The 24090-nt window shown below is 62.2% G+C and carries 22 protein-coding genes; 10 read left to right on the top strand and 12 right to left on the bottom strand.

Annotation, left to right across the window (positions count from 1 at the left end; translation table 11 throughout):
- The first annotated feature begins 40 nt into the window (after nucleotides 1-40).
- Complete coding sequence (gene ppsA / locus ACFOEV_RS16230) at nucleotides 41-2413, top strand: phosphoenolpyruvate synthase (RefSeq protein WP_386775810.1); 2373 nt, start codon at nucleotides 41-43, stop codon at nucleotides 2411-2413.
- Between the two features lie 65 nt (nucleotides 2414-2478).
- Here ppsA and ACFOEV_RS16235 read toward each other — a convergent pair whose 3' ends face one another.
- The 4 genes from ACFOEV_RS16235 to acnB all read right to left on the bottom strand — a co-directional run bounded on the left by ACFOEV_RS16235 (nucleotide 2479) and on the right by acnB (nucleotide 8631).
- Nucleotides 2479-4353 (bottom strand): glycerophosphodiester phosphodiesterase family protein, encoded by a 1875-nt coding sequence (locus ACFOEV_RS16235; RefSeq protein ID WP_386775812.1) that lies wholly within the window; start codon nucleotides 4351-4353, stop codon nucleotides 2479-2481.
- A 143-nt stretch (nucleotides 4354-4496) separates the two neighbouring features.
- A complete protein-coding gene (gene rraA, locus ACFOEV_RS16240) occupies nucleotides 4497-4985 on the bottom strand; it encodes a ribonuclease E activity regulator RraA (protein ID WP_386775814.1) in 489 nt (162 codons plus the stop codon).
- A 145-nt stretch (nucleotides 4986-5130) separates the two neighbouring features.
- Nucleotides 5131-5733 carry a porin family protein gene (locus tag ACFOEV_RS16245; protein ID WP_386775816.1) on the bottom strand — a complete coding sequence of 201 codons (603 nt, stop codon included), beginning with the start codon at nucleotides 5731-5733 and terminating at the stop codon, nucleotides 5131-5133.
- A gap of 294 nt (nucleotides 5734-6027) precedes the next feature.
- A complete protein-coding gene (gene acnB, locus ACFOEV_RS16250) occupies nucleotides 6028-8631 on the bottom strand; it encodes a bifunctional aconitate hydratase 2/2-methylisocitrate dehydratase (protein WP_386775818.1) in 2604 nt (867 codons plus the stop codon).
- Between the two features lie 266 nt (nucleotides 8632-8897).
- Between acnB and ACFOEV_RS16255 the strand changes: the two genes are divergently transcribed.
- The 3 genes from ACFOEV_RS16255 to ACFOEV_RS16265 all read left to right on the top strand — a co-directional run bounded on the left by ACFOEV_RS16255 (nucleotide 8898) and on the right by ACFOEV_RS16265 (nucleotide 14066).
- Nucleotides 8898-9338, top strand: a complete 441-nt coding sequence (locus ACFOEV_RS16255) for a DUF1289 domain-containing protein (RefSeq protein ID WP_386775820.1) — start codon at nucleotides 8898-8900, stop codon at nucleotides 9336-9338.
- A 92-nt stretch (nucleotides 9339-9430) separates the two neighbouring features.
- Nucleotides 9431-10069: a tRNA-(ms[2]io[6]A)-hydroxylase gene (miaE, locus tag ACFOEV_RS16260; protein WP_386775822.1), complete on the top strand. Its 639-nt coding sequence runs from the start codon at nucleotides 9431-9433 to the stop codon at nucleotides 10067-10069.
- 100 nt (nucleotides 10070-10169) lie between these two features.
- Nucleotides 10170-14066: an AAA family ATPase gene (locus ACFOEV_RS16265; RefSeq protein ID WP_386775824.1), complete on the top strand. Its 3897-nt coding sequence runs from the start codon at nucleotides 10170-10172 to the stop codon at nucleotides 14064-14066.
- 58 nt (nucleotides 14067-14124) lie between these two features.
- Here the strand turns inward: ACFOEV_RS16265 and ACFOEV_RS16270 are convergent, their stop codons facing one another.
- The 4 genes from ACFOEV_RS16270 to queC are packed head-to-tail and all read right to left on the bottom strand — an operon-like array spanning nucleotide 14125 to nucleotide 16664.
- Nucleotides 14125-14421, bottom strand: a complete 297-nt coding sequence (locus tag ACFOEV_RS16270) for a YkgJ family cysteine cluster protein (protein WP_386775826.1) — start codon at nucleotides 14419-14421, stop codon at nucleotides 14125-14127.
- Nucleotides 14418-15263 (bottom strand): 6-carboxytetrahydropterin synthase, encoded by an 846-nt coding sequence (locus tag ACFOEV_RS16275; protein ID WP_386775828.1) that lies wholly within the window; start codon nucleotides 15261-15263, stop codon nucleotides 14418-14420. The genes ACFOEV_RS16270 and ACFOEV_RS16275 overlap by 4 nt, the downstream gene beginning before the upstream one ends.
- Entirely contained in the window at nucleotides 15263-15907 is a 645-nt protein-coding gene (gene queE, locus ACFOEV_RS16280; RefSeq protein ID WP_386775830.1) for a 7-carboxy-7-deazaguanine synthase, read from the bottom strand. Before queE ends, ACFOEV_RS16275 begins: the two co-directional genes overlap by 1 nt.
- Nucleotides 15900-16664 carry a 7-cyano-7-deazaguanine synthase QueC gene (gene queC / locus ACFOEV_RS16285; RefSeq protein WP_386775833.1) on the bottom strand — a complete coding sequence of 255 codons (765 nt, stop codon included), beginning with the start codon at nucleotides 16662-16664 and terminating at the stop codon, nucleotides 15900-15902. The genes queE and queC overlap by 8 nt, the downstream gene beginning before the upstream one ends.
- 204 nt (nucleotides 16665-16868) lie before the next feature.
- On the opposite strand from queC, the gene ACFOEV_RS16290 reads away from it, so the two are divergent.
- On the top strand, nucleotides 16869-17279 hold the full coding sequence (locus ACFOEV_RS16290; protein WP_386775835.1) for an SRPBCC family protein: 411 nt from the start codon (nucleotides 16869-16871) through the stop codon (nucleotides 17277-17279).
- A 26-nt stretch (nucleotides 17280-17305) separates the two neighbouring features.
- Here ACFOEV_RS16290 and ACFOEV_RS16295 read toward each other — a convergent pair whose 3' ends face one another.
- The 4 genes from ACFOEV_RS16295 to flgA all read right to left on the bottom strand — a co-directional run bounded on the left by ACFOEV_RS16295 (nucleotide 17306) and on the right by flgA (nucleotide 20613).
- Entirely contained in the window at nucleotides 17306-18880 is a 1575-nt protein-coding gene (locus ACFOEV_RS16295; protein WP_386775837.1) for a sensor domain-containing diguanylate cyclase, read from the bottom strand.
- Nucleotides 18881-19013: 133 nt separating this feature from the next.
- Nucleotides 19014-19466 carry a flagella synthesis protein FlgN gene (locus ACFOEV_RS16300; RefSeq protein WP_386775839.1) on the bottom strand — a complete coding sequence of 151 codons (453 nt, stop codon included), beginning with the start codon at nucleotides 19464-19466 and terminating at the stop codon, nucleotides 19014-19016.
- Nucleotides 19463-19762 carry a flagellar biosynthesis anti-sigma factor FlgM gene (gene flgM / locus ACFOEV_RS16305; RefSeq protein ID WP_386775841.1) on the bottom strand — a complete coding sequence of 100 codons (300 nt, stop codon included), beginning with the start codon at nucleotides 19760-19762 and terminating at the stop codon, nucleotides 19463-19465. Before flgM ends, ACFOEV_RS16300 begins: the two co-directional genes overlap by 4 nt.
- A 68-nt stretch (nucleotides 19763-19830) precedes the next feature.
- Complete coding sequence (gene flgA, locus ACFOEV_RS16310) at nucleotides 19831-20613, bottom strand: flagellar basal body P-ring formation chaperone FlgA (RefSeq protein WP_386775843.1); 783 nt, start codon at nucleotides 20611-20613, stop codon at nucleotides 19831-19833.
- A gap of 137 nt (nucleotides 20614-20750) precedes the next feature.
- Here flgA and flgB point away from each other — a divergent pair, with 137 nt between their 5' ends.
- The 5 genes from flgB to ACFOEV_RS16335 form a co-directional block, all read left to right on the top strand.
- Entirely contained in the window at nucleotides 20751-21164 is a 414-nt protein-coding gene (gene flgB, locus ACFOEV_RS16315) for a flagellar basal body rod protein FlgB (protein ID WP_386775845.1), read from the top strand.
- 29 nt (nucleotides 21165-21193) lie between these two features.
- The gene (gene flgC, locus ACFOEV_RS16320; RefSeq protein ID WP_386775847.1) at nucleotides 21194-21601 is read left to right on the top strand and encodes a flagellar basal body rod protein FlgC; all 408 of its coding nucleotides are present in this window, start codon (nucleotides 21194-21196) and stop codon (nucleotides 21599-21601) included.
- A gap of 5 nt (nucleotides 21602-21606) precedes the next feature.
- Nucleotides 21607-22284 carry a flagellar hook assembly protein FlgD gene (gene flgD, locus ACFOEV_RS16325; protein WP_386775849.1) on the top strand — a complete coding sequence of 226 codons (678 nt, stop codon included), beginning with the start codon at nucleotides 21607-21609 and terminating at the stop codon, nucleotides 22282-22284.
- Nucleotides 22285-22388: 104 nt separating this feature from the next.
- Nucleotides 22389-23621, top strand: a complete 1233-nt coding sequence (gene flgE / locus ACFOEV_RS16330) for a flagellar hook protein FlgE (RefSeq protein WP_386775851.1) — start codon at nucleotides 22389-22391, stop codon at nucleotides 23619-23621.
- 26 nt (nucleotides 23622-23647) lie between these two features.
- Nucleotides 23648-24090, top strand: a 443-nt coding sequence (locus ACFOEV_RS16335) for a flagellar basal body rod protein FlgF (RefSeq protein WP_386775853.1), incomplete at its 3' end; no start/stop codon positions are given.

Here is a 24090-nt window from a genome sequence, read left to right on the forward strand (position 1 = left end):
TATGCCTTGCATCGGTGTCGAATGAAACGAAGGGGGTCTCGTGGAACCGTATATCCTGTGGTTCGATCAGCTCGGTATGGACGACGTCGAGCGTGTCGGTGGCAAGAACGCCTCGCTCGGCGAAATGATCTCCAATCTGGCGCATGCCGGGGTCAGCGTGCCTGGCGGTTTCGCCACCACCGCGCATGCCTACCGCGAATTCCTCGCTCACGAGGGGCTCAACGAGCGCATCAATGCGGCACTGTCGGCCCTCGATGTCGACGACGTCGCGGCCCTGGTCAAGACCGGTGCCGAGATTCGCCAGTGGGTCATCGACACACCGCTGCCGCCGGCCTTCGAGGCCGAGCTGAGGGATGCCTACCAGACGCTGGCCACCAAGCACCCCCATCTCAAGGCTGCGGTACGCTCCTCGGCTACCGCCGAAGACCTGCCGGACGCGTCCTTCGCCGGTCAGCAGGAGACCTTCCTCAATATCGAAGGCTTCGACAACATCAAGCGCGCCGTGCACGAGGTATTCGCTTCACTGTTCAACGATCGCGCCATTTCCTATCGTGTGCATCGTGGCTATGCCCACGAGAATGTCGCGCTTTCCGCAGGTATCCAGAAGATGGTGCGTTCCGAGACGGGGGCGAGTGGCGTGATGTTCACCCTGGATACCGAATCCGGCTACCGTAACGCCGTGTTCGTCACCGCCTCCTGGGGGCTGGGTGAGACGGTCGTGCAGGGGGCGGTCAATCCCGACGAGTTCTATGTACACAAGCCGACACTCGCCGCTGGCCGCCCGGCGGTGTTGCGCCGCAACCTGGGTTCCAAGCTGATCAAGATGGTCTATACCGACGACGCCAGTGCCGGCAGGTCGGTGGCTACCGTCGACGTGCCGCTCGCCGAGCGCGGTCGCTTCTGCATCAGCGACGACCAGGTGATGGATCTCGCCCGGCAGGCAGTGATCATCGAGCAGCACTATGGTCGCCCCATGGACATCGAATGGGCGCTGGATGGCGACGATGGCAAGCTGTACATCGTGCAGGCGCGCCCCGAGACCGTGGTGTCCCAACAGGAAGGCGGCAAGCTCGAGCGCTTCCAGTTGAAGGAGAAGGGCCGCACCCTGGTGGCCGGCCGGGCCATCGGCCAGCGCATCGGCCGTGGGGCGGTCAAGGTGATCCTGACATCCGACGAGATGGACAAGGTCAATGCGGGCGACATTCTGGTCACCGACATGACCGACCCGGACTGGGAGCCGGTCATGAAACGTGCCTCGGCCATCGTCACCAACCGCGGTGGGCGCACCTGTCATGCAGCGATCATCGCCCGCGAGCTGGGCATTCCGGCGGTGGTCGGTTGTGGCGATGCGACATCGGTGCTTGCCGACGGCCGCGAGGTCACGGTGTCCTGTGCCGAAGGCGATACCGGCCATGTCTACGAAGGCTTGCTGGACTACGACTGCAAGACGTCCAGCGTCGACTCGATGCCGGAGATTCCCTTCAAGATCATGATGAATGTCGGCAACCCCGATCGCGCCTTCAGCTTCGCCAGCTTGCCCAATGCCGGCGTCGGGCTGGCACGCCTGGAATTCATCATCAACCGCATGATCGGCGTTCATCCCAAGGCGCTGCTCGAATACGATACCCTGCCGCTGGATCTACAGCAGATCATCGACCTGCGTACCGCTGGCTATGCCGATCCGGTGAGTTTCTACGTCGACAAGCTGGTGGAGGGCATCTCGACACTCGCGGCGTCCTTCCATCCGCAGCGGGTCATCGTGCGCCTGTCGGACTTCAAGTCCAACGAGTACGAGAACCTGATCGGCGGCAAGCTCTACGAGCCCGGCGAAGAAAATCCCATGCTGGGATTCCGCGGCGCCGCGCGTTACATCTCCGAGTCGTTCCAGCCTTGCTTCGAGCTCGAGTGCCGGGCACTGAAGCGGGTGCGTGACGAGATGGGGCTCGACAATGTCGAGATCATGGTGCCCTTCGTGCGTACCCCGGATGAAGCCAAGTCAGTCGTGGAACTGTTGGCAGACAACGGCCTGGTGCGTGGCGAGAACGGCCTCAAGGTCATCATGATGTGCGAATTGCCGGCCAATGCGCTGTTGGCCGACGAATTCCTCCAGTACTTCGACGGCTTTTCCATTGGCTCGAACGACCTGACCCAGCTCACCCTGGGGCTGGATCGCGACTCCGGTATCGTCGCGCATCTTTTCGATGAACGGAATCCGGCGGTGAAGAAGCTGCTGGCCATGGCCATCACCGCCTGCAAGGCCCAGGGGAAATACGTAGGCATTTGCGGGCAGGGCCCTTCAGACCACCCCGAATTGGCCAAATGGCTGATGGAACAGGGCATCGACTCGGTCTCGCTGAACCCGGACGCCGTGCTCGAAACCTGGTTCATGCTGGCCGGCGAAACGCTGGCCTGACCCCATCTCGTGGCGAAACCGCACCCGGCTGACCGGCGTCAGTCGGGTGCGGTCGATTTGACGGGTCAAGATCGCAACCAATTGCGCAGCTTGACCAGCAGCAGAGCACCATCGCTGAGTTCACGCCTGTCTGCCAACAGTTCGGAGAGCAGGTCGGGGCGGTCGGTGATGATGTTGTCGACGCCCAGGTCGATGAGCTGTGACATGCGTGTGCGGTCGTTGACCGTCCAGGTGTGCAGTTCGTAGCCGTAGCGCTGCGCGGCCTGGATCTCGCTCTCGCTGATGCGGTTGTGGCGCAACCCGAGGGCATCGAAGCTGGTGCGGTCCAGGGTGCCGGGCAGCACGAACTGTGCCAGGAGCGTGGTGTGCAAGCGCGACTCGCGAGCCTCGATCTCGCGCACCAGCGCCGGCGACATGGTCGCCATCAGCACTTCGTCGCGCACATCGGGACCGCCACACCGCGCTGCATCCTTGCTCTCTTCGCGACATCGCGCCCGCGCCCGATTTTCGCGTTCGAGGCTGTCCAGCACCACTTCCACCAGCGCCAGTTCGCGCCCCGGGTCGGGCTTCAGCTCGATCATCAGTGAACCCTGGTGACGGGTTCGTTTCAGGGCTTCATCGAGGGAAGGGATCCGCTCGCCGACGAAGGCATCGCCGAACCAGCTCCCGACGTCGAAGTGCTGCAATTCCTCCCACGTCAGGTCGCGTAGATTGCGGGGGTCGCCGGTAAGGCGCTGCAGACTGCGATCGTGGAAAAGCACCGGCTGTTCGTCGGCAGTCAGTCGCACATCGACCTCGACGTAGTCGGCACCGTGGAGGATCGCCTGATCGATGGCGGCCAGGGTGTTTTCCGGTGCGCTAAAGGAGCTGCCACGGTGCGCGGTAATTTGCACCTCGTCACGCAGTTCGAAACTGTTGACGATCAGCGACGCCTGACTGAAAGCGAAGACCAGTACGGTGATTTCCACTCCCCAGGCCAACAGCCCGGGATGCGCGCTGGCCGGCGGTGTAGGAGGGCGCGTCTCGCGGTGAGCCAGGCGCAAGTACAGGCAGGCGGCCAGGAGACTGTTGGCGGCGATGCCCAGGAAGGTAATGGCCAGCGTCAACAGCACATAGCCACTCACATAGGCCAGCATGGCCGGTATCAAAACCGCGTTGCGCTCCGGGAGTAGCCACAGCAGCGGTGTGCCGAGCCGATCCAAGGCCGTGCTGACGATGACCGGCAGGGCGATGATCACCAGCAGCAGCGCGATGACGGCCACGGCGATATGCCGACGGCGACCACGCGTCAGATGGTGGCTGCGCGTCAGCGCGGCGCGTGGCGACAGGTTTTCCAGCATCAATGCCGGCAGGGCCAGAATCCAGCGAAAATACAGGGTGGCGGCCAGCGATATCCAGATCACCACCACCGGCAGGCTGACGGCGAGGAACAGCCACAGGGCCGGCGGGCGGATTCGTTGCACGTACGAGGGCTCCAGGCCGCCGAGGAAGAGACTGTATAGCCAGCCCACCGTCAGCGCGAGGGGGAGGATCAGCAACAGGTGGGTGCCGACCTGCAAGACGACCAGTCCGGCCAGGCCGGGCAAGCGGCGCAATGTGCTCCATAGGGCTTCGCCGGCCAGGTGGTAATGGTTGTCACGGGGGCGAATCGCTACCAGGATCATGCCTGCTTGTTGCAGGTACAGGATCAGAAAGGACAGGCCGATGGCCGCCAGTAACCACAGGATGCCGAAGGGCGTCAGCAGGATGTCGAGCAGCTCGCTGTTGGTGATTACGGGGCGACCAAGCTGCTTCAGCAGGTTGGTGAGGGTCCATGCCATGGCTGGCAGCAACACTGCCGTGGCCAACACGGTGAAGAACAGGTGATAGGCCAGCAGTGGGCGCAGGTGCTCACGCAGTGAGCGAGTGAGGTCACCTGCGAGCTGGGATAGGTGCAGCATGCCACTCCGAGATATCGAAGATGATAACCGTTAGCCTCGCACCGCCTCGTGTGGTTGGCAATGCCAATCACTCCGCACTCGATTCGACTTTCTTCGCTGCAACCGCGCTGTCTCGACGGCGGCGGTTGCTGCCATCAAGGGGGTCAACCTTCCAGGGGTAGCCGTTCGTCGGCGATCAAGATACCGTTGTTGTCGGCATAGAGCCATTGTTCGGGAGAAATGGTAGCGCCGGCGAAGGTCACCGGGATATCGCGCACGCCTTCGCCGCGCTTCTCGCTCTTGCGGGGATGCACGCCAAGCGCCTGAACGCCAAGCTCGGTTTCGGCCAGCATGTCAACATCGCGTACGCAACCGTAGATCACCAGCCCGGCCCAGCCATTGTCGGCTGCCTGATCGGCCAGCATGTCGCCAAGCAGGGCACAGCGCTGAGATCCCCCGCCATCGACAACCAGGATCGCACCATTGCCTGGTTCAGCAACGGCTTGTTTGACCAGTGAGTTGTCCTCGAAACACTTCACGGTGCGGATCGGACCACAGAAGGCTTCACGGCCACCGAAGTTGGCGAAGATCGGGTCGAGCACAGCGACCTCGGGGTGAGCATCGCAGATATCCGGGGTGACGATACGGCTCATGACAGAGTCTCCTTTCTGGAGTTTCCTTGGAAGCGGCTTCCACGATCATGTCACAGTGGACCTGAAGGTAAATCCACCCTTCGCCGCAGGCAGGCAAAGAAATGCCGGGCATTGCCCGGCATCGTTCTGGAATGAGGTGAAAGCATCAGAATCTCCATCCCACCGAGGCGGAGAAGGTATCGATCCGGTAGTCGCTATCGAAGTCGTAGCGCTCGTATTCGGCGCGTAGCAGGAAGGGATCGAAATTGAGCTGTGCTCCCACACCATAGACGGGATCCGTTCCGTCATTGTCCTGAAGGTCGAGGTTGGCGTCACCGAGATTGCCGTCGACATCGGTCTTCCATTGGGCCATCCCTGCCTTGGCAAAGGCCGTGAACCACGAGGTGACCGGCAATTGGCCGACCACACTGACGCCGTAGGCGTCCGACTCGAGGTCGGTATTGGCGAAGTCATTGCCTTTCAGTCGGGTGCGACCCAGGTCGGCATAGAACGCCTCGGCGGCAACGAAGGGAGTGAACTGGTAACCGGCGAAGCCTTTCCAGACGTTGTCTTCATCGTCGAGTTCGAAATTGCGACCGCCGCTTTCGATGAAGTCATCGACATCTTCGCGTTCGTTCTCCAATGAGCTGAAACCGGCACCGGCACCGAAATACGGACCCCGGCCCTCATGAGGGTCGGCCAGCACGTGGGAGGCGGCGAGCAGGGACGTTGAAGCCAGAGAGACGGTAAGCAGTGTCCTGAGTCTCATGATTCCCTCCTTGAAGCATCGAGTGGTCATTCTTATGCGCGATGGCAATGGCATCCCCCCATGCAACCGCATGACCTTTATCTAGACTCTAGGCTTGCTCCGGGGCGGGCTCAATACTTAGCGTGTTAAGAAAGGTATGGGGGTGTCGCTTTAAGGAGACACCTGGCGGCAAAAAAGCGCCCCGCTCGGGGGCGGGGCGCTTCGGTCATCGGCTATGGCGTATACCGCTGTAAAGCGATATTGCCATCGATGTTGCGAGCATCGGCGACGAAGGGAGTGTTCCTCGGGTCGTGATCAGGCTTGCTGAGCGACCGGAATCACATTCGAGGCGATCTTCTGATACTCCTCGATTTCATGGAAGTTCATGTAGCGATAGATCTCACCGGCCATCGCATCGAACTGTCCCATGTAGCCTTGATATTCCTCCACGGTCGGCAGACGGCCTTCCACCGCGGCGACGGCGGCAAGCTCCGCCGAGGCGAGGTAGACGTTGGCACCGTCGCCCAGACGGTTGGGGAAGTTGCGGGTCGAGGTGGATACCACCGTGGACTTGGCCGCAACGCGTGCCTGGTTACCCATGCACAGCGAGCACCCTGGCATTTCCATGCGCGCCCCGGCGCGACCGTAGATGCCGTAATAGCCTTCCTCGGTCAGCTGATGTTGGTCCATTTTGGTCGGCGGTGCAAGCCACAGGCGGGTTTTCAGGCTGCCGGCCGGCTGTTTCTCGAGCAGCTTGCCCGCAGCACGGAAGTGGCCGATGTTGGTCATGCACGAGCCGATGAACACTTCATCGATTTTCTCGCCGGCAACATCGGACAGCAGGCGGGCATCATCCGGATCGTTGGGAGCACAGAGGATGGGTTCCTTGATCTCGTCGAGGTCGATCTCGATGACTTCGGCGTATTCCGCATCCTTGTCGGCGCGCATCAGGCTCGGGTTTGCCAGCCAGGCTTCCATGGCCTCGACGCGCCGGCTGATGGTGCGTTCGTCGCCGTAGCCGTTGGCGATCATCCACTTGAGTAGGGTGATGTTGGACTTCAGGTACTCGCTCACGCTCTCCTCGGAGAGAGTGATGGTACAGCCAGCGGCGCTGCGTTCGGCGGAGGCATCGGAGAGTTCGAAAGCCTGCTCGACGGTGAGATCCTCGAGACCCTCGATCTCCAGCACACGACCGGAGAAGGCGTTCTTCTTGCCGGATTTCTCGACGGTCAGCAGGCCGTTCTTGATGCCGTAAAGCGGAATGGCATGGACCAGGTCGCGCAGGGTCACGCCCGGCTGACGCTTACCCTTGAAGCGCACCAGCACCGACTCCGGCATGTCCAGCGGCATGACCCCGGTGGCGGCGGCGAACGCTACCAGGCCAGAGCCGGCCGGGAAGGAGATACCCATCGGGAAGCGGGTGTGGGAATCGCCACCGGTGCCCACGGTGTCGGGCAGCAGCATGCGGTTCAGCCACGAGTGGATGATGCCGTCACCGGGGCGCAGCGAGACACCGCCCCGGTTCATGATGAAGTCGGGCAGGGTGTGATGGGTTTCCACATCGACCGGCTTCGGGTAGGCGCTGGTGTGACAGAACGACTGCATCACCAGGTCGGCCTGGAAGCCCAGGCAGGCCAGGTCCTTGAGCTCGTCGCGGGTCATCGGGCCGGTGGTGTCCTGCGAGCCCACAGTGGTCATCTTCGGCTCGCAGTACATGCCGGGACGAACGCCCTCCATGCCGCAGGCCTTGCCGACCATCTTCTGGGCCAGGGTGAAGCCCTTGCCGGTATCGATCGGTTGCTCCGGCGTCTTGAACACGTCGGACGGGCCCAGGCCGAGCTCGGCGCGTGCCTTGTCGGTCAGGCCGCGGCCGATGATCAGCGGGATACGGCCCCCGGCACGCACTTCGTCGAGAATCACGCGGGTCTTGAGTCCGAAGGTGGTCAGCACCTCGTCGCTGTCGTGCTTGCAGACCTTGCCCTCATAGGGATAGACGTCGATGATGTCACCCATCCCCAGCGTCGAGACGTCCATCTCGACGGGCAGGGCGCCTGCATCCTCCATGGTATTGAAGAAGATCGGCGCGATCTTGCCGCCGAAGCAGAAACCACCGGCGCGTTTGTTGGGCACATAGGGGATGTCGTCGCCGAAGAACCACAACACTGAGTTGGTGGCGGACTTGCGCGAGGAACCGGTACCCACCACATCGCCGACATAAGCGACTGGGTAGCCCTGGGCCTTGACCGACTCGATCTGGGCCAGAGGGCCCTTGGTACCGGGCACTTCCGGCTCGATGCCGTCGCGTTCGTTCTTGAGCATGGCGTTGGCATGCAGCGGGATATCCGGGCGTGACCATGCATCCGGAGCCGGCGACAGGTCGTCGGTGTTGGTCTCGCCGGGCACCTTGAACACGCTCAGGGTGATCTTGTCGTCGAGTTTGGGCTTGGCCAGGAACCATTCAGCATCGGCCCACGATTGCAGGACGTCCTTGGCGACGACGTTGCCGGCCTTGGCGCGCTCGGCGACATCGTGAAAGGCGTCGAACATCAACAGGGTATGCTTGAGCTGTTCGCCGGACTCCTTGGCCAGGTCGGCGTCGTCGAGCAATTCGACCAGGGTGGCGATATTGTAGCCGCCCTGCATGGTGCCTAGCAGCTTGATCGCATGGGTCTTGTCGATCAGCGGCGAAGCGGCTTCGCCCTTGGCGATGGCGGTCAGGAAGCCGGCCTTGACGTATGCGGCCTCATCGACACCGGGGGGAACGCGATGGGTGATCAGTTCGAGCAGGAACTCTTCCTCGCCGGCGGGCGGGTTCTTGAGCAGCTCGACCAGTTGTGCCATTTGTTCCGCATTCAGCGGCTTCGGCGGCACACCCTCAAGCGCGCGTTCCTCGACATGTTGGCGATAAGCTTCGAGCACGGTAGGACCCTCTATATGTTTCGCTACCAAAGCGACTCCGCGGAAATTGACGTCAACGGCAATTAACGTCGGCGAAAATGGCCGCTTTGGTGCTAGTGGTAACCATGTTGATGGTGCCGTGGATTCTACGTGAAACTGTCGACAATGTTAAGCGGTGCCCGTCGCTCAGGCCTAGAACTTTGGTCTTCGCGGCGCTGCACATGGCACCATGGGCGTGCCGAGCGCCGCCTGGCGCGGTAAAATGGCGACAAACGACGAGAGGGAACATGAGCCGACGAATCGTTTCGCCCTGCGTAGGGTTGTGCTCGACAACGGTGGGAGATCCGGTGTGTCGTGGCTGTCAACGCCACGATGCGGAAATCCGTGAATGGTTCAGTCTGCTGGACCGGGAGCGCGAGTTGCGCATGGCAGAACTCGATGCCTTACGGGAGCAGGTCGCGGAACATTTCTTCCGCGTCTTCGACGCCGAGGCGCTGGAGGCCCAGATGCGACGTCACCGCATTCGCTTTCGTCCCGAGCAGCCACCGTTATCGCGTGCAGTGGAGTTACTGCGCGTCGGCCGTCAGCACATTCGCGACTTGTCCCGCTATGGGCTGGAACCAGTAGCGACAGGCCAGGGGCTGGCCCCCGAGGTGCTTTATGCCGAGCTGACAGGGGCATTGTTGACCGCTGCCCGCGAGCGTCATCGGCACGACCCGTTGAGCTAGGAACCGCTCGGCCCGATGAGTATTGCTGAAGGCAGAAATTGCACCGTTTTTCCGTTATCCACCATCACGCTGAACCACTATCCAGAGATAAGATGCAAGAGACATTGGAAGATTTGTTGCCTGAAGCGCTGCTGGGTTTCCTGGCCTGTTCGACTCCTCAGGCGTGGGTGGAGCAGGCACTGCAGAACCAGACGCTATTGTTGATCGATCACGCCCAGTGCGAGAAGAAGGCGGCATCCACCGCCATGAGTTTGATGTATCGCTATGTGGATCGTCCGTTGTTGCTGACCAAGATGTCACAACTGGCTCGGGAAGAGTTGCTGCATTTCGAGCAAGTGATCAAGATCATGGGGGAGCGCGGCATTACCTATCGTCATTTGAGTGCGTCGCGCTATGCCGAAGGACTGCGTCGCCATGTCAGGACTGAAGATCCGGAACGATTGGTCGATATCCTGATTGTCGGTGCCTTTATCGAGGCTCGTAGCTGCGAACGTTTCGCGCGGCTGATACCGCATCTCGATACCGAGCTTGCCAAATTCTATCGCAGTCTGGTTAAGTCGGAAGGGCGTCACTATGAGGATTACCTGATGTTGGCGCGACGTTACGCAGGGAACGAGAGTGAGCAGGACATCGAGGCGCGCATCGGCTTCTTTGCCGAGTGCGAGCGGCGATTGATCGACTCACCGGATGAAACGTTTCGTTTTCATAGCGGCATGCCAATGACGGCATGAGCCGGGGGCCCGGTCTCCGAGGCTTGCCAGGCCGGGTTTGACGCGGCTCAGGGCAATGATGAGCGGCACTTTCGCCAATACAAGATAACGCAGGAACCAAATGATGCGGGATCCGTCTGTCAACGAGCAGTTATCGCTGTTTGGGCATTTTTCGCTGACGCTTGGCGAGGATAGCCTGACGCAGTTCAGTTACGACAAGGTCAAGGCACTGCTGGTCTACCTGCTGTTGCACAAGCAGCCGGTCAACCGCGCCACTCTTGCCGAACTGTTGTGGCCGGACCAAGGGTTGTCGTCCGGGCGTACCAACCTGCGTCATGCCTTGCATTGCCTGCGCCAGTCATTGGGCGATGAAGCCGATCAAGTGCTGGTGGTGACGCGGCAGACCATTGCCTTCCGATTCCCCGAAGGCTGGCGCTTCGACCTTCATGAGCTCCAGTCCCTATTGGAGGCATCGCCGGATATCGCCACACTGGCAACCGTGCTCGAGCGCTATCGCGGCGACCTGGTGGAAGAATTGCAACTGTCGGCTTGTGCCGAGTTCCAACGCTGGCTGCTGCGGGTACGCAATGAGTGGCGCCAGCGCGTAATCGCCTTTGCCGAGACGGTACTGGAGCGGCATGACGAGGTGCCCGATGGACTGCTGAGAACCCTCGTCAGCCGCTTCTCCGGTTATGGTCCGTTCCACGAACGCCTGGTTCGCCAGCTTGCCGAGCAAGGCCAGCCGGCTGCTGCCCATGAGCAATACAACGCCTATCTGCAGCTTCTGGCCCTGTCCGGGCAGCAGCCCGAGCCGGGGTTCCTGCAACTGGCCCGTTACTGGTCCGAAGGCAAGACCGATATGCAGAGTCTGTCGCCGCAGGGTGCGTTTTCTCGCGCGTTGGCATTGGACAGTGCCCCCTTGAGCGATGATGAGATCGAGCAGCGGCAGCTATCGGTCATGGCGATTCGCCTGCGTCTGCAAGGGGAGTGGCAGGACCGTGCCGAAACACGCGCCTGTCTGGCCTTGCAGATCGAACTGATGCGCTGGCTCGAGCAGCAGTGTCACCATCTGGGCGGTTTTTGGCTGCCCGGGGCGACCGGAGGCCTGGGGCTGGCTTGCTTCGGTACCCATGGGCCGGCTCATCAGCTCGCCGAACTGGTGGCATTGTACGAACATTGCCGTCGTACCCTGCCCGAGGAGTGTGCCCGTCACTGGAGCGGCGAAACCGACATGCCGCAGTTCGAACTGGCAGCCGGCCTCAACAGCGGCCGGGTGGTCTATCTCCCCGAACGCCAGCTGGTCGATCCTCTGGGGCAGGTCACGCAAGGGTCTCTGGAATTGATGAGCGCCGCCGAGGGCAGTGAACTGGTGATTTCACAGGAGGCCAGCCAGCACATGCCCCCTGCGCTGGACCTGCAGCCGCGTTTGTCATCGCGGCTGGTGGCCAGTGATGGCCGCGTGCGTCTCAGAGCGCTGGTCCTGGGGACCAATGAGGGCGGGCGCGAAGCATTGCCACCGAGTCTGGTCGGTCGTGAACCGGCACTGCGCAAGCTGCGCGATGCCTTGGCCAGAGCGGGAATCGGTCTACGCCAGAGCGTACTGGTACGAGGGGCGTCGGGAATGGGCAAGTCGGCGTTGCTGGTGGGCTTTCGTCAGCTCGAGCAGAGCCGCGATGCTGCCATCTGCTGGCAACCGACCACACGACTCTCGGTACAGGCTCCCTATGGCGTGGCTCGCTCCTTGCTGCGCTGGCATTTTGGCGAAGACCCCGATGTCGCCCAGCTTGACAGGCTGCTCGAGGGTTGCTCGTCACTGGTCATGGATCCTCCGCGCCGGCAACTGCTGGAAGAAGCGCTAGGCGTTCGCGAGCCCGAGCAAGTCTCGGTCCTGACCCAGAGTGGGGAGGCCGTGGAATTGGTCGTCAAGCTCCTGCACGCCTTGATCGAGACCCTGACCGCCGAGCGCGCCCTGGTATTGATGATCGACGACCTGCAGTGGGTCGACGAACCATCGTTCAAGGTGCTGGCCGGCCTGCAGGCGCGCCTGCCGATCAACTGCCCGTTGTTGCTGGTGGCGAGCCACCATGGTCGCGAACCCTTGCCGGCCAAGCTGCACTGGGACCAACAGGTGATATTGGGACGGCTGGACAGCGCGCAATCCTCACGCCTGTTGTCGCAGTTGGCCAGGCGCTACCGCTTGCACCTCAGCCCACGCCTGCGCAGTCAGTTGATCGAACGTTGCGATGGAGTGCCGCTGTATCTGCAGGAAATCTGTCGTCGCCTGGATATGGACCGCCGTGAAGGGCGTAGTGTGAACATCGATGAACTGCCGCGCGGTTTGCTGGGATTGCTTGCCAGCCGAATCGACCAGCTCGACAGCGACCGTGAGGTGGCCCATGTGGCGGCGGTGCTGGGACGCCAGTTCCGGCTCGATTTCCTGGGTGAATGCAGTGGCTGGGAGAGCACACGACTCAAGCTGGCGCTCGACCAGATGCGTCGTCTGGAGATCATCGAGCCTTGCGGTGGCGAAAGCGAATGCGAATACCAGTTCAGTCACCAACTGTTGCAAGAGGCGGCTTATCTGTCATGCCCCCGCGACGTGCGAGTGCGCATCCATCGTCAAGTGGTCAGCTTGATCGAAGAGCGTTTCCCGATGTGGATCAGCCGTCACCCCGGCGACTTCGCCACCCACCTGCGTCGCAGCGGTCATTATGCGCGTGGCGCGCGCTATTTCGAATTGGCGGCTCGCGAGGCACTGAAGGTCTGCGCCAACCGCACGGCCTTGAAGATGGCCGATTTCGGTTTGGCGAGCCTGAGGCACGTCGAAGGCCAAGGCGAGCGAGAGGTCAGCCTGCTGACCGTGCGTGGCCAGGCAGCCTTCGCGCTGGAAGGGCATGGTTCGCCGACCGCTCACGAGAGCTTCGTGCGTGCCCGCGAACTGCTCGCTTGCGAGGGCAGTGACAGCGATGAGGAGGCCGATCTCGAGCAACGCTTCCTGGTCAAGTGGGGGCTATGGGTCGGTTGCAGTCAGCGTCATGCGCATGCCGATGCCTTCACGCTGGCATCCAAGCTGGCCGACTTGGCAGCCCGCCTCGATGACCCTCGCTATCGACGCCTGGCCGATTATGCCCGTGCCAATTGCGAATATTGGGCCGGACGCATTCGCCAGGCCTATGATCATCTGGAAGAGATCGACCCGCTGAACCAGCCGATGCTGATCGAGTGGTTGCCGTTCTCCGATCATCCCCAGGTGGCGGCGGCATGCTTCCAGGGCTGGGCCCTGTGCCTACGGGGCGACTACCGCCGCGCCGAACAGCAGGCCGAGGCCGCCATTCGCCTGGCTGAACGCTTCAATCACCCCGGGTCGTTGGCCATGGCGCTGTTGTTCTCCGCCGCGGTCTATCGTCAGCTGGGACACGTGCACCTGGCCGGAACCCGAGCCCAGCGAGCCTATGACCTGACCGGCACGCCGGATCTCCACTTGTGGCAGATGTCGGCGCAGAGCGTGCTGGGATGGCTGCGGGCCCTCGCCGGGGACCGCGAAGGCCTGAGGCAATTGCAGGCCGGCATGGAAGAGTTCGATGAGGTGACCGGGCGGGACCGCCATCAACGGCCCGTGCTGTGGTTCGTCGATGCCTGCATGGCGCTGGGCGAACTCGAGCGTGCCGAGGACTACCTCGACCAATGCTTGCTGATCGCCGAGGAGCGTGGTTCGTTGTACTTGCCGGAACTGGCCATTCAGTTGGCCCGGGTACGCCAGCGGTTGGGCCATCCTCGGGAGGCGGTGCGTCTGCTGGTCGAGCAGGCCCTGACACAGGCGCGGGAACACGAGAACCTGCATCAGCAACTCAACGCTCTGGAGCTATGGCTGACGTTGGTCGATCCTCGTGATGCTAAAGCCCGCGAGGAGTTCCGGCGCCTGCTGGGCGAAGTGTCGCATAGCGACGCTCCGGTGCTGGTGCGCTGGCGGACCTTGCTGGATCAGCGGCAGCTGTATCCGGTCAGCGTCGAGTCCTGAGCGACGAGAATGCCCGTGCCCACTTCGTTGCGGTGATTGGCGAGGAGACGGCTGCCGTTCAGGTCGCCGCCTCCCAGGCGTCGATACGGGCCAGCGCCTGCTGACGATCGGTTCCGCATAGCTCCGGGTCGTAGTCGAAGCGCCTGCAGACGTCGGGGCGGCGCGGGTCGCCGAACAGGCGACAGAGATGATCGGCGTCGAGCTGGACGCAGCGCACCCCAGCCGGCTTGCCATGGGGCATTCCGGGGATCGCCGAGCTGATCGAAGGAGCGATGCAGCACGCGCCACAGCCGGGGCGGCATCCCCCCGCATGGGGTGAGGGCTCGGTCGACCTGGCGATGAGTTCCGTGGTCATGGCCATGCCTCGGCGATGGCGCCCTTGTTGATCCCTTCGAACGCCTGAACGCGGATGCGATGGCCGCTGTCGCGTGCGATTTCTTCAGCCAGCCAGGCGGCGATATGTTCGATGGTGGTGGGGGTGGGCAACACCGCGCATCGCGATGCTGGCAGACACAGGAAGAAACGTCCCTGAGGGGCCTGATAGCGACTGGCCAATAGCCCGCGTGCTTCAGCATCCCCGGCGGCGGCGATATCCGCCTTGTCCATCAGGTAGCGGTCGGCCAACCATGTCGCCCAGTGCGCTTCGAGCGCCGTGTCGCGTTGTCCATCCTTCCAGATGTGGAGTCGCGAGCGGTGGCCATGCGCAATGCGCTGACAGTTGCCGGCGTGACGCTTGAGCCCATGACTGTAGCAGTAGACCGCTCCGTCGACACTCTCCTCGCGCAGTGTCAGGCGAATGTCGCTGACCCGAGGCGGGGGGCGGCGCATCAGTTCCTGGGAGAAGTGGTTGCCCAGTCGTTCGGCCGTGATCTCGCTCCACGGAAGCAGGGTAAAGGCCTGGCGCGGACCGCGGACTTCCATGGCATAGGGCGCCTGGGTGCGAATGCACAGTCCTTCGCTGCACTCATGAACCATGACGCCAGGGGCGCGGGTAGGAACCAGCAAAGTGTGATCGGCGCCGGCATCGAGGCGTGACTTGATCCAAGGCTTGACCTCGCCGAAGTCGAACAGCATGCCGTCTTCGCCGAGCTCGCCATCGAGTTCGGCGTCGATATGCCAGCTGGCGCCAACCAGGCCACGCATTGGGCACCATAGCGACACGTCCAACTGGGTCAGGGCATTGACGAAAAGGGTCATCAGTCTATCCCCGCGATCTTGTGAGTCTGCAAGGAAAGTTGCCACTGCGGCGCTCTGAGACAATAAGCGACCGTTTCCGCCATGGTATCGCCCTCACCGTGCAGCGGGGCAAGGTCCATGGGTTGCAGATAGAAATGTCGGAAGTCGAGATGTGCAAAGCGTTCGGGGAGGGCATCCGGTTGAGGATAGACCAGCTTGAGTTCGTCACCGTGGGTGACCACCAGGCGGCTCGTCCCCTTGGGGCTGACGCATAGCCAGTCGATGCCCGAGGGCGGGGCGATAGTGCCGTTGGTCTCCACCGCGATCTCGAAGCCACGCTCATGCATGGCATCGATCAGGAGGTCGTCGAGCTGCAACAGTGGTTCACCGCCGGTGAAGACCACATAGGGTAGGGCATTGCCGGCTGGGGCCGGCCACAAGGCGCTCAAGTGATCCGCCAGTGCCCCGGCGTCCCGGAAGCGTCCGCCGTTCTGGCCATCGCTGCCGACGAAATCGGTATCGCAGAAACGACACAGGCTTTCGGCACGATCCCGCTCACGGCCCGACCACAGATTGCAGCCGCTGAAACGGCAGAAGACGCTGGCGCGTCCGGCGCGGGCTCCTTCACCCTGAAGCGAGTAGAAGGCTTCCTTGACGCTATACATAAGGCTTTCCTCCGCCCGTGGCTGGCGGTGGACCGGAGTCATGGGAAGTCGTCGCGGTAGGTTCGCGCCGCTGTCGATAGCGCAGGGGATCCTCGATACCGTGGGCGGCGAAGGCCGCCAGCCGCTCTCGGCAGCTACCGCATTCTCCGCAGGCCAGTTCCTCGCCCAGGTAGCAGGTCCAGGTGTCAACGTAATCGAGCCCCATGGCGAGACCGTCGGCGAGAATGTCCCGCTTGCTGCGATGCAGGTAAGGAGCGCAGATCTCCACGGCGTCGAAGTTGGCAATGGCGGCCACGGCGTTCATCTTCTCGACGAAGACGGGGCGGCAGTCGGGGTAGAGCACGTGGTCACCGCCATGCGCGCCGTAGAAGACCTTGTCGGCACCGAGGTTTACGGCGTGCGCGATGGCCAGCGACAGCAGGATCATGTTGCGGTTGGGGACCACGGTCGCGGTCAGGTTGTCCTTGGCGTAGTCGCCGCTGGGCATCTCGCGACTGGCGTCGGTCAGTGCCGAGCCATCGATCAAACCGTGAATGGCGCGAATGTCCACTATCCGGTGGGCGACGCCGAGGCGTTTGCATACGTGTGCCGCGACATCGAGTTCGCGAGAGTGGCGCTGCCCGTAATCGAAGGACAGGACATGCAGTGCGTAGCCTTCGCGTCGTGCACGGTGCAGCACGGTAAAGGAATCCATGCCACCGGAATAGATGACCACGGCACGAGGTGCCGACGTAGGTGGGGTCGGGAGATTCGACATGACAGCAGGGTCCTGGCGGAGAATTTATTTTGCCGCAATCAGCGGACGCCCGGGATCCGGTCCGGACGAGAGTTCCATTCTAGCGAGCCGTTGCCCGAGTGGCCAGACAAAAGCCTGAGATCGAGAGTGAGCCGACGCAGTGGTGGCGGTTTGTCGCCAAGGCCGTTACCCTCGACATCAGTCAGCGGCCGAACAGAGATCGACATGTCAACCATCGAACATAGTGCGATTCTGCATGCCCCACCAGAGCGTGTGTTTGCCCTGTTGGAACGTGTCGAGGACTTTGTCGACTATTCAGACCTGATCGAGGCCATCGAGCCCCTGGGCGACAAACGCTATCGCTGGTACGTGCACGCAGTGGGCATGGACTGGTCCTTCGACGTGGAAATCACCGAGATCAAGGCTCCCGAGCGATTGGCCTGGGAATCGCTGGGTGGCGTGCGTAACCAGGGTTGCTATCGGTTGGTACCGGTGCCCGAAGGTACCGAGGTGGTGCTGACCATCGAGTACCAGATCAACAACCGCTTGCTGGAACGCGCCGTGAACCGGGCTGCCAGGCCTCTGGTCGGCAAGGTTAGCCGGCAGATTCTGGAGCGCGTCGAAGCGAAATTATAGGCACCGCAATCGCGGTTATCTGGCGATCACTGGGGGCTGCCGGTTGCGGGATTGAAATGCGCGATGCGCGCCCGTCCACCGCGTTTGGCCATGTACATGCCTTGATCGGCGGCATGGATAAGATCGCGGGCATTGTCGTAGTCATCACCTTCCATGTGGGCGATGCCGAGCGAGGCGGTGACATGGACGGGCTCTCCATCGAGCCACGCCATGGGCGTGTCGGCCAGCCGTCGGCACAGTGTCTCGGCAACGAGGACGGCAAACTCCTGCGATGTCTCGGGAAGGATCAGTAGAAACTCCTCGCCGCCATAGCGCCCTCCCTGTACGCGATCACAGAGCTGACCCCGCAAAAGCTCGGCAAAGTTCTGCAGGACTTCATCGCCCAGTCGGTGCCCATGGCAGTCATTGAGGCGCTTGAAGTGATCCAGGTCGATGAAGACCACCGCCAGTGAGGTGCGTTTCTTTCTGGCCGATAGGAAATGTGCCTCGAGCAGTTCTTCGAGATAAGCGCGATTGTAGAGTCCGGTCAACGCATCGAAGCGAATGCGACGGTCCAGTTGCGCCTGGTGGTTGCGTAGCCGTTCCATTTCCTGGCATTGCGTGAGCAATTGCGCATTGAGGCGCTGGTTGTGCGCATGGAGTACCTGCTTGGCTTCCAGCAGCAGTTGCTGAGCATCGAAGCCCGGCGGGAGGGTGATTTCGAAAAGCTGGGCAATGGTGGGGAGGTCGTCCTGCAGGGTGGTGATCAATTCACGCAAGTTCGCGGTGTCGAGGTCGAGATGCTGAGGCAGGCTGGGTAGAAGCTCGGCAAAGAGATGGGCGGGAGTCGTCGAGAGCCAGGCGTCAGCGATCAGGGCGGCAGCGATGATACACCCATCCCTCGGTGGCTGGGTGTCGAACGAGCCGTGGCTGGCGGCGATGCCGTCGACCAGGCGCTCCGGCAGCCCCCACCGTTCTGCCAGCCAGGCCCCGACCAGGGCATGATCGCAGCCCAGGAGTTGCCGCTCGCGTTCAATGATGACGGCATGGTCGTGAGTGTCCGACACGATGTCGCCGTAGATGTCGGAGGCCGCCGTATCGAGGGCCAACATGCCGATGTCCTGTAGCAGGGCGATGGTGAAGACGCTCCCCGCATCCGGACGCCCTGTCTGCATGGCCAGGCGATGTCCGGCCAGTGCACTGATCAACGCGCGCTGCCAGAAATGGTCGAGATCGAGGCGTGTGGCCTCGCTGCTGTCGCGACGCTGGGCCAGGCCGAACCCCAAGGCCACCGACAGGGTGGCATCGATTCCCAGGCGTGAAACGGCCTCAAGACAACTGGCGACTTCCCGGGCTTGGGAATGAAAGACGCTATTGGCGAGCGAGAGCAGCCGCAGGGTCAGGGCCGGGTCGCGTTCGAGACAGCGTGCGAGCTCATGCAGACTGGTATCCGGCGCTTTTGCCAAGGCAATCACCCGCATCACGACGTCGGGCAGCGAGGGGAGTGTCGAGCAGGCTTGCAGGCGAGCCTGCAGGGCGGCGGGCAGCTCAGGTTCGGTCAGCGCTGTCGCTGAGATGGTGTCCTTCGAGGCAGAACAGGCGGACTGGCTGCTGGTCGGCATCCCTGGGTCTCTCCGTAACGCCCGCTAGCCGGTCACGTCGGATGTCGGCCGTGCACTAGGCGGATAGCGTGTCAGAATGTAACTGAACTATCCCCGAAGCGTTACCTTGAGGTCAAGCAAAAGCCAAGAAAGCTTAGGCCCGCGAGTCGATACCTGCCAGCCCCCGACGATGGGACTGGCCATCGGGGCCGTAGAGCGACTGGCCGGCGGCCTCGTGCAGAAAGTTGAGGGTGCGCTGGTTGTGCGACAGCCGTATCTGAAGGAGGGTGCCGTTCAGTTCGTTGAGGTGGCGAACCTGCTCGGCTTGCTCGCGCATGGCGTGCCACGCATCCAGGCAACCGGCATCCTGGGCGGCCTGTTCCGCACCGGCATGATGGTCAGCATAACCAAGGGCGCGTTGAGCACTGCGCCGCTGTGTTTCGAGACGTTCCAGCTCTTCGAGCAGTGCCTGCTTGTGACTGGCGATATCGTTGAGCCGCTTCCCATCCACCTGGCCCGTGGCCAATGCCTGGCGTTCGTCGGTCAGGAGCGTGGCCAGCGCTTCGAGGCGCCGATGCTGGCGTGCGAGATGCTGGTCGAGACTCATGAGTCGTCCTGACCGTCGGGTGCGCCACCGAGCAGGTCGCGTACGCTGTCGATGAGGCCGTCGGCGATGCGCTCGGCGCGAATCTCCAGGCGTCCCTCGCTGATCGCCTGACGAATTTCCGCGACGCGAGCGCTATCGATGTCCTGGCTGCTGTTGCCGGCAGCCTGGTGCAGGTGAGTGATGGCCGCAGGCGATGACTCGCCAGTGGAGGCGTCGCCACGATTGGTCCTGGTCGTCTTGTCACCGGACTCGCTATGGTTGGGGCGAGTCAACGGGTGGGAGCTGTCGATTTTCACGAGGTTTCTCTCTTGCTCATGCCTTTCCCCCATTATCGGCCGTTGGGCAGCAAACTTGAATGCGTCGGCTAAAAATCGACCTCGAGGCGGTCGCGGCCGATCACGCGGGCCCGCAAGATGTCGCGATTGTCCAGGCGAACACGAATTTCACTGTCCATGGCGCCGTTGTCCAGAGCCTCCCCCTCGCGCGCGATGGAAAAGCCCTGGCCGCGAGCCTCGACCCTCACCCTGGCACCACGTTCGACCAGCGTCACCTCCTTCAGTTGCCGCTCGGTAAGCGCCCGGCCTTCCCCGATCGGCCGGGTGGCCTGTTTGCCGATGGCCTGTGCCATCTCGGTAATCGCACCGTTGGGCAATCGCCCCAATTCGGCCGGGCGCAAGGCGAGCATGCTGGCGTCGATCACCGTGCCCGCGGCGATGGACCGGGAAGTCACCACCTGTTCGCCGATCACCGCTAGGGTGGCCTGCATGTAGCGGACCTGCTGGCCCAGCTCGCCACAGCGAACGCCGACCGAGACACGTCCGGCTAGCGACTGGTTGGCATTGGGCAAGAAGGGCCGAGGGTTCTCGCAGGTGGGTAGGTGCGCCGAGGGAGGGTGCACCTCGATATTCACTTCGCTACCCAGTTCGCTGGCCTGGGCATAGAGAAAGGCATGCACTCGCTCATTGAGCAGGGCCGTATTGTCGTCGTCGCCTGCCTGCACAGGTGTCGTCAAGGCCAGCGCCATCAGGCCTGATAGAACGATGACCGATGGATGTCGGCGGAGGCGGGACAGCAGCATGGGAACACCCTGGGCGCAAGGCGCGATATGGTCGAGGCATGAATCGGGACTGATGATTGTAGTCGTCATGTTCAAAACCCAAAGCGGAAATTGACCGGCAAATAACCGCCTGTTTATCCCTTTGCGCAGACAAGGACTCGTCTATTCTCCATGCTGACCCATTACCCGTGGCGAGCGTTGGCCACGTGACACAGGGAGGCTAGGGGATGATTGACAAGCTCGATGGGGCGCTGCGCTTCCACCAGGAAGCCCTGAATCTGCGTGCCGAGCGCCACGAGGTGTTGGCGAGCAATATTGCCAATGCCGATACGCCCAACTACAAGGCGCGCGACTTCGATTTTTCCAAGGAGTTGTCGCGCGTCATGAGCGAAGGGCGCAGTACCGGTAGCGGTTTGGCCCTGACCACGACCTCGGCTCGTCATATTCCCGCCCAAGCCAGTGCGCCGCCTGTCCAGGACCTGCTGTACCGCATACCCGAGCAGCCCAGTCTGGATGGCAATACCGTGGACATGGACCGTGAGCGTACGCAGTTTGCCGATAATGCCGTGCGCTATCAGGCCAGTCTATCCCTGATCAACAGTCGCATTCAGGGCCTGAAGACGGCGATGCAGCCCGAATAAGTGTCGTCTAGGCAACCCAGGAGCAACCCATGTCGATGTTTTCCGTATTCGATGTTTCCGGTTCGGCCATGAGTGCGCAGTCTCAGCGCATGAATGTGACCGCCAGCAACCTGGCCAACGCCGATAGCGTGGCCGGTCCCGATGGCGAGGCCTATCGAGCCAAGCAGGTGCTGTTCGAGGCGCAGGCGCAGGGACGCCACGGCGTGGGAGGAGTGCGCGTCCGCGAGGTGGTGGATGATCCGTCCCCCATGCGCATGGAGTATCGCCCCGAGCATCCGCTGGCCAACGATGACGGCTATGTGACCATGCCCAACGTCGATCCGGTGCACGAGATGGTCAACATGATTTCGGCTTCGCGTTCCTACCAGGCCAATGTCGAGGTGATGAACACCAGCAAGCAGATGATGCTCAAGACACTGACGCTGGGCGAGGGTTGATTGCCATGTCCACCACCATCGATACCAGTGTGCTCAACAGCCTGAATACCGGCGCCGCGACGGGCAGTGCTGGTAAGGGTGATGATCTGCGCGAGAACTTCATGACGCTACTGGTCACCCAGTTGCAGAACCAGGATCCACTCAATCCCATGGAAAACGCGGAGATGACCTCTCAGCTGGCGCAGATCAATACCGTCAGCGGTATCGAAGAGCTCAACAGTACGTTGGAGGGTATCACCGGTCAGATCGATGCCGGCAATACACTGCAGGCGACTGCCTTGATCGGCCAGGGGGTGCTGGTGCCCGGGGATCGGTTGCTGGTCGGTGAAGAGGGTACCACTCCATTCGGTGTCGAGCTGGCAAAGCCTGCCGATAACCTCGCCGTGACCATCCGCGATGGTGCCGGGCAGGTGGTGCGCCGCTTTGACCTGGGAGCGATCGATGCCGGTGTCGAGTCCTTCGAGTGGGATGGCACTCTGGAGAGCGGTGAGCGGGCGCCGGAAGGGGCCTACTACGTCAGCATCGCGGCCAGTGCCGGCGGTGAGTCCGTGAAAGCCACGGCCCTGAACTATGCCATGGTGCGGGGTATCTCCACCGACGGTAATGGCTCTCCACTTCTTGATCTGGGTGGTGTCAGCGAGCAGGCCGGCCTGGCCGATGTCCGACAGATTCTGAGCATGTAATACCATCGATGCCTGGTCAGCACGGCATGTCCACTGACGATGGCGAACAAGAATGCAGCAGCAATAAATAAAGATCGTACTTACAGTACACGGGGAGTAAGACAATGGGCTTTTCACAAGCATTGAGCGGGTTGAACGCCGCGGCATCGAAACTGGACGTGCTGGGCAATAACATCGCCAACTCGCAGACCGTCGGCTTCAAGGGTGCCGATATGCAGTTCGCCGATGTCTATGCCGGAGCCAAGGGGCTGGGTACGCGGGTATCCGCCACGCTGCAGAACTTCAATGCCGGCAACCTCGAGGCGACCAGCCGGAATCTCGACCTGGCGATCAGTGGCGAGGGATTCTATCGCTTCGAGCAGGGTGGGGAAGTCGTCTATTCGCGCAATGGCCAACTGTCGCTGACTCCCGGTGGCGATCTGATCAATTCCCAGGGCGCGAGGATCATGGGCTACGGCCTGAACGCTGCCGGTGCCGTGCAGACGGGTGGTCAGGCCCAGGTGCTGAACGTACCCGCGGACGAGATGCCGGCGAGTGCCACCACCGACGTGGCGACGACTCTCAACCTGGACTCGCGCGAAGTGGTGGGCGACGAGCTCAGCCAAGTGGAGGTCAACAATCTGGGCGGTGGTACGCAGACGCTTGATTACCACTATTCCAATAACTTCACCGTCTACGATTCGTTGGGCAATCCGTGCAATATCGCCGTCTATTACGAAAAGACCGGTGCCAATACCTGGGATGCCAAGGCGGTGATGGATGGTGTCTATGATGAGAGCACCGCCAATGACTTCACCGCAACGTTCAACCAGAACGGTACCTTGGCTACGCCGGCTGTCGGAGCCATGCCACAGATCACCTTCGATTCCGCGGCACTGGGCGGCGATCCCGAAGACCTGGTGTTCGAACTCGACCTGGCCGGTTCCACTCAGTTCGGCAACGAGTCCACGAACAGCGCCCTGACCCAGAACGGCTTCACGTCGGGGGCTCTGGTGGGGATCACCATCGAAAGCGATGGCACCATCATGCGCAACTATGCCAACGAGCAGTCGCGTCCCGCCGGGCAGATCGCGCTGGCCTATTTCCGCAACCCCGAAGGCCTGAAGTCGGCGGGTGACAATGCCTGGACCGCGACCGCCGCTTCCGGACAGGAATTGGTCGGTACGCCGGGAACCGGCCAGCTGGGCTCCGTCGAGTCCGGTGCCATCGAGACGTCCAACGTCGACATGGCCCAGCAGTTGGTGGACATGATCGTGTCACAGCGCGCCTATCAGGCCAACTCCCAGACCATCAAGACCCTGGATGAGGTCTTGCAGACCGCCATCAACCTGCGCTGATGGCGGCCGAGTCAGGAGTTTGAATCATGGATCGCATTCTCTATACCGCCATGAGCGGCGCCAAGCAGAGCCTCGACCAGCAGGCGGTGGTCAGTCACAACCTGTCCAATGCCTCGACCGCCGGGTTCCGTGCCCAACTGCATGCCATGCGCGCGGTGCCGGTCCAGGGCGATGGCCTGTTGCCCACCCGTACCTCGGTGGCGGCCACTACGCCGGGTAGCGATTTCTCGCCCGGCCCCGTGAGCACGACCGGCCGTGAGCTGGACGTGGCCATCGATGGCAACGGCTGGCTGGCGGTGCAGATGCCCGATGGCAGCGAGGCCTATACCCGTCGTGGCGACTTGCAGGTCGATGGCAATGGCTTGCTGGTCAATGTCGGCCGCCCGGTGATCGGCGAAAACGGCCCTATCGTGGTGCCGTTGGGATCGCAGCTGTCGATCGGCGCCGATGGCACCATCAGTGCCATCGG

This window comes from Litchfieldella rifensis (assembly GCF_042646605.1).
Classification (GTDB): Bacteria; Pseudomonadota; Gammaproteobacteria; order Pseudomonadales; family Halomonadaceae; genus Litchfieldella; species Litchfieldella rifensis.

Coding starts and splice junctions, on each gene's coding strand:
- ACFOEV_RS16235 (WP_386775812.1), bottom strand. CDS start 4,353: ATGCTGCACCTATCCCAGCTCGCAGGTGACCTCACTCGCTCACTGCGT.
- rraA (WP_386775814.1), bottom strand. CDS start 4,985: ATGAGCCGTATCGTCACCCCGGATATCTGCGATGCTCACCCCGAGGTC.
- ACFOEV_RS16245 (WP_386775816.1), bottom strand. CDS start 5,733: ATGAGACTCAGGACACTGCTTACCGTCTCTCTGGCTTCAACGTCCCTG.
- ACFOEV_RS16255 (WP_386775820.1), top strand. CDS start 8,898: ATGAGCCGACGAATCGTTTCGCCCTGCGTAGGGTTGTGCTCGACAACG.
- miaE (WP_386775822.1), top strand. CDS start 9,431: ATGCAAGAGACATTGGAAGATTTGTTGCCTGAAGCGCTGCTGGGTTTC.
- ACFOEV_RS16265 (WP_386775824.1), top strand. CDS start 10,170: ATGATGCGGGATCCGTCTGTCAACGAGCAGTTATCGCTGTTTGGGCAT.
- ACFOEV_RS16270 (WP_386775826.1), bottom strand. CDS start 14,421: ATGACCACGGAACTCATCGCCAGGTCGACCGAGCCCTCACCCCATGCG.
- ACFOEV_RS16275 (WP_386775828.1), bottom strand. CDS start 15,263: ATGACCCTTTTCGTCAATGCCCTGACCCAGTTGGACGTGTCGCTATGG.
- queE (WP_386775830.1), bottom strand. CDS start 15,907: ATGTATAGCGTCAAGGAAGCCTTCTACTCGCTTCAGGGTGAAGGAGCC.
- queC (WP_386775833.1), bottom strand. CDS start 16,664: ATGTCGAATCTCCCGACCCCACCTACGTCGGCACCTCGTGCCGTGGTC.
- ACFOEV_RS16290 (WP_386775835.1), top strand. CDS start 16,869: ATGTCAACCATCGAACATAGTGCGATTCTGCATGCCCCACCAGAGCGT.
- ACFOEV_RS16295 (WP_386775837.1), bottom strand. CDS start 18,880: ATGCCGACCAGCAGCCAGTCCGCCTGTTCTGCCTCGAAGGACACCATC.
- ACFOEV_RS16300 (WP_386775839.1), bottom strand. CDS start 19,466: ATGAGTCTCGACCAGCATCTCGCACGCCAGCATCGGCGCCTCGAAGCG.
- flgA (WP_386775843.1), bottom strand. CDS start 20,613: ATGACGACTACAATCATCAGTCCCGATTCATGCCTCGACCATATCGCG.
- flgB (WP_386775845.1), top strand. CDS start 20,751: ATGATTGACAAGCTCGATGGGGCGCTGCGCTTCCACCAGGAAGCCCTG.
- flgC (WP_386775847.1), top strand. CDS start 21,194: ATGTCGATGTTTTCCGTATTCGATGTTTCCGGTTCGGCCATGAGTGCG.
- flgD (WP_386775849.1), top strand. CDS start 21,607: ATGTCCACCACCATCGATACCAGTGTGCTCAACAGCCTGAATACCGGC.
- flgE (WP_386775851.1), top strand. CDS start 22,389: ATGGGCTTTTCACAAGCATTGAGCGGGTTGAACGCCGCGGCATCGAAA.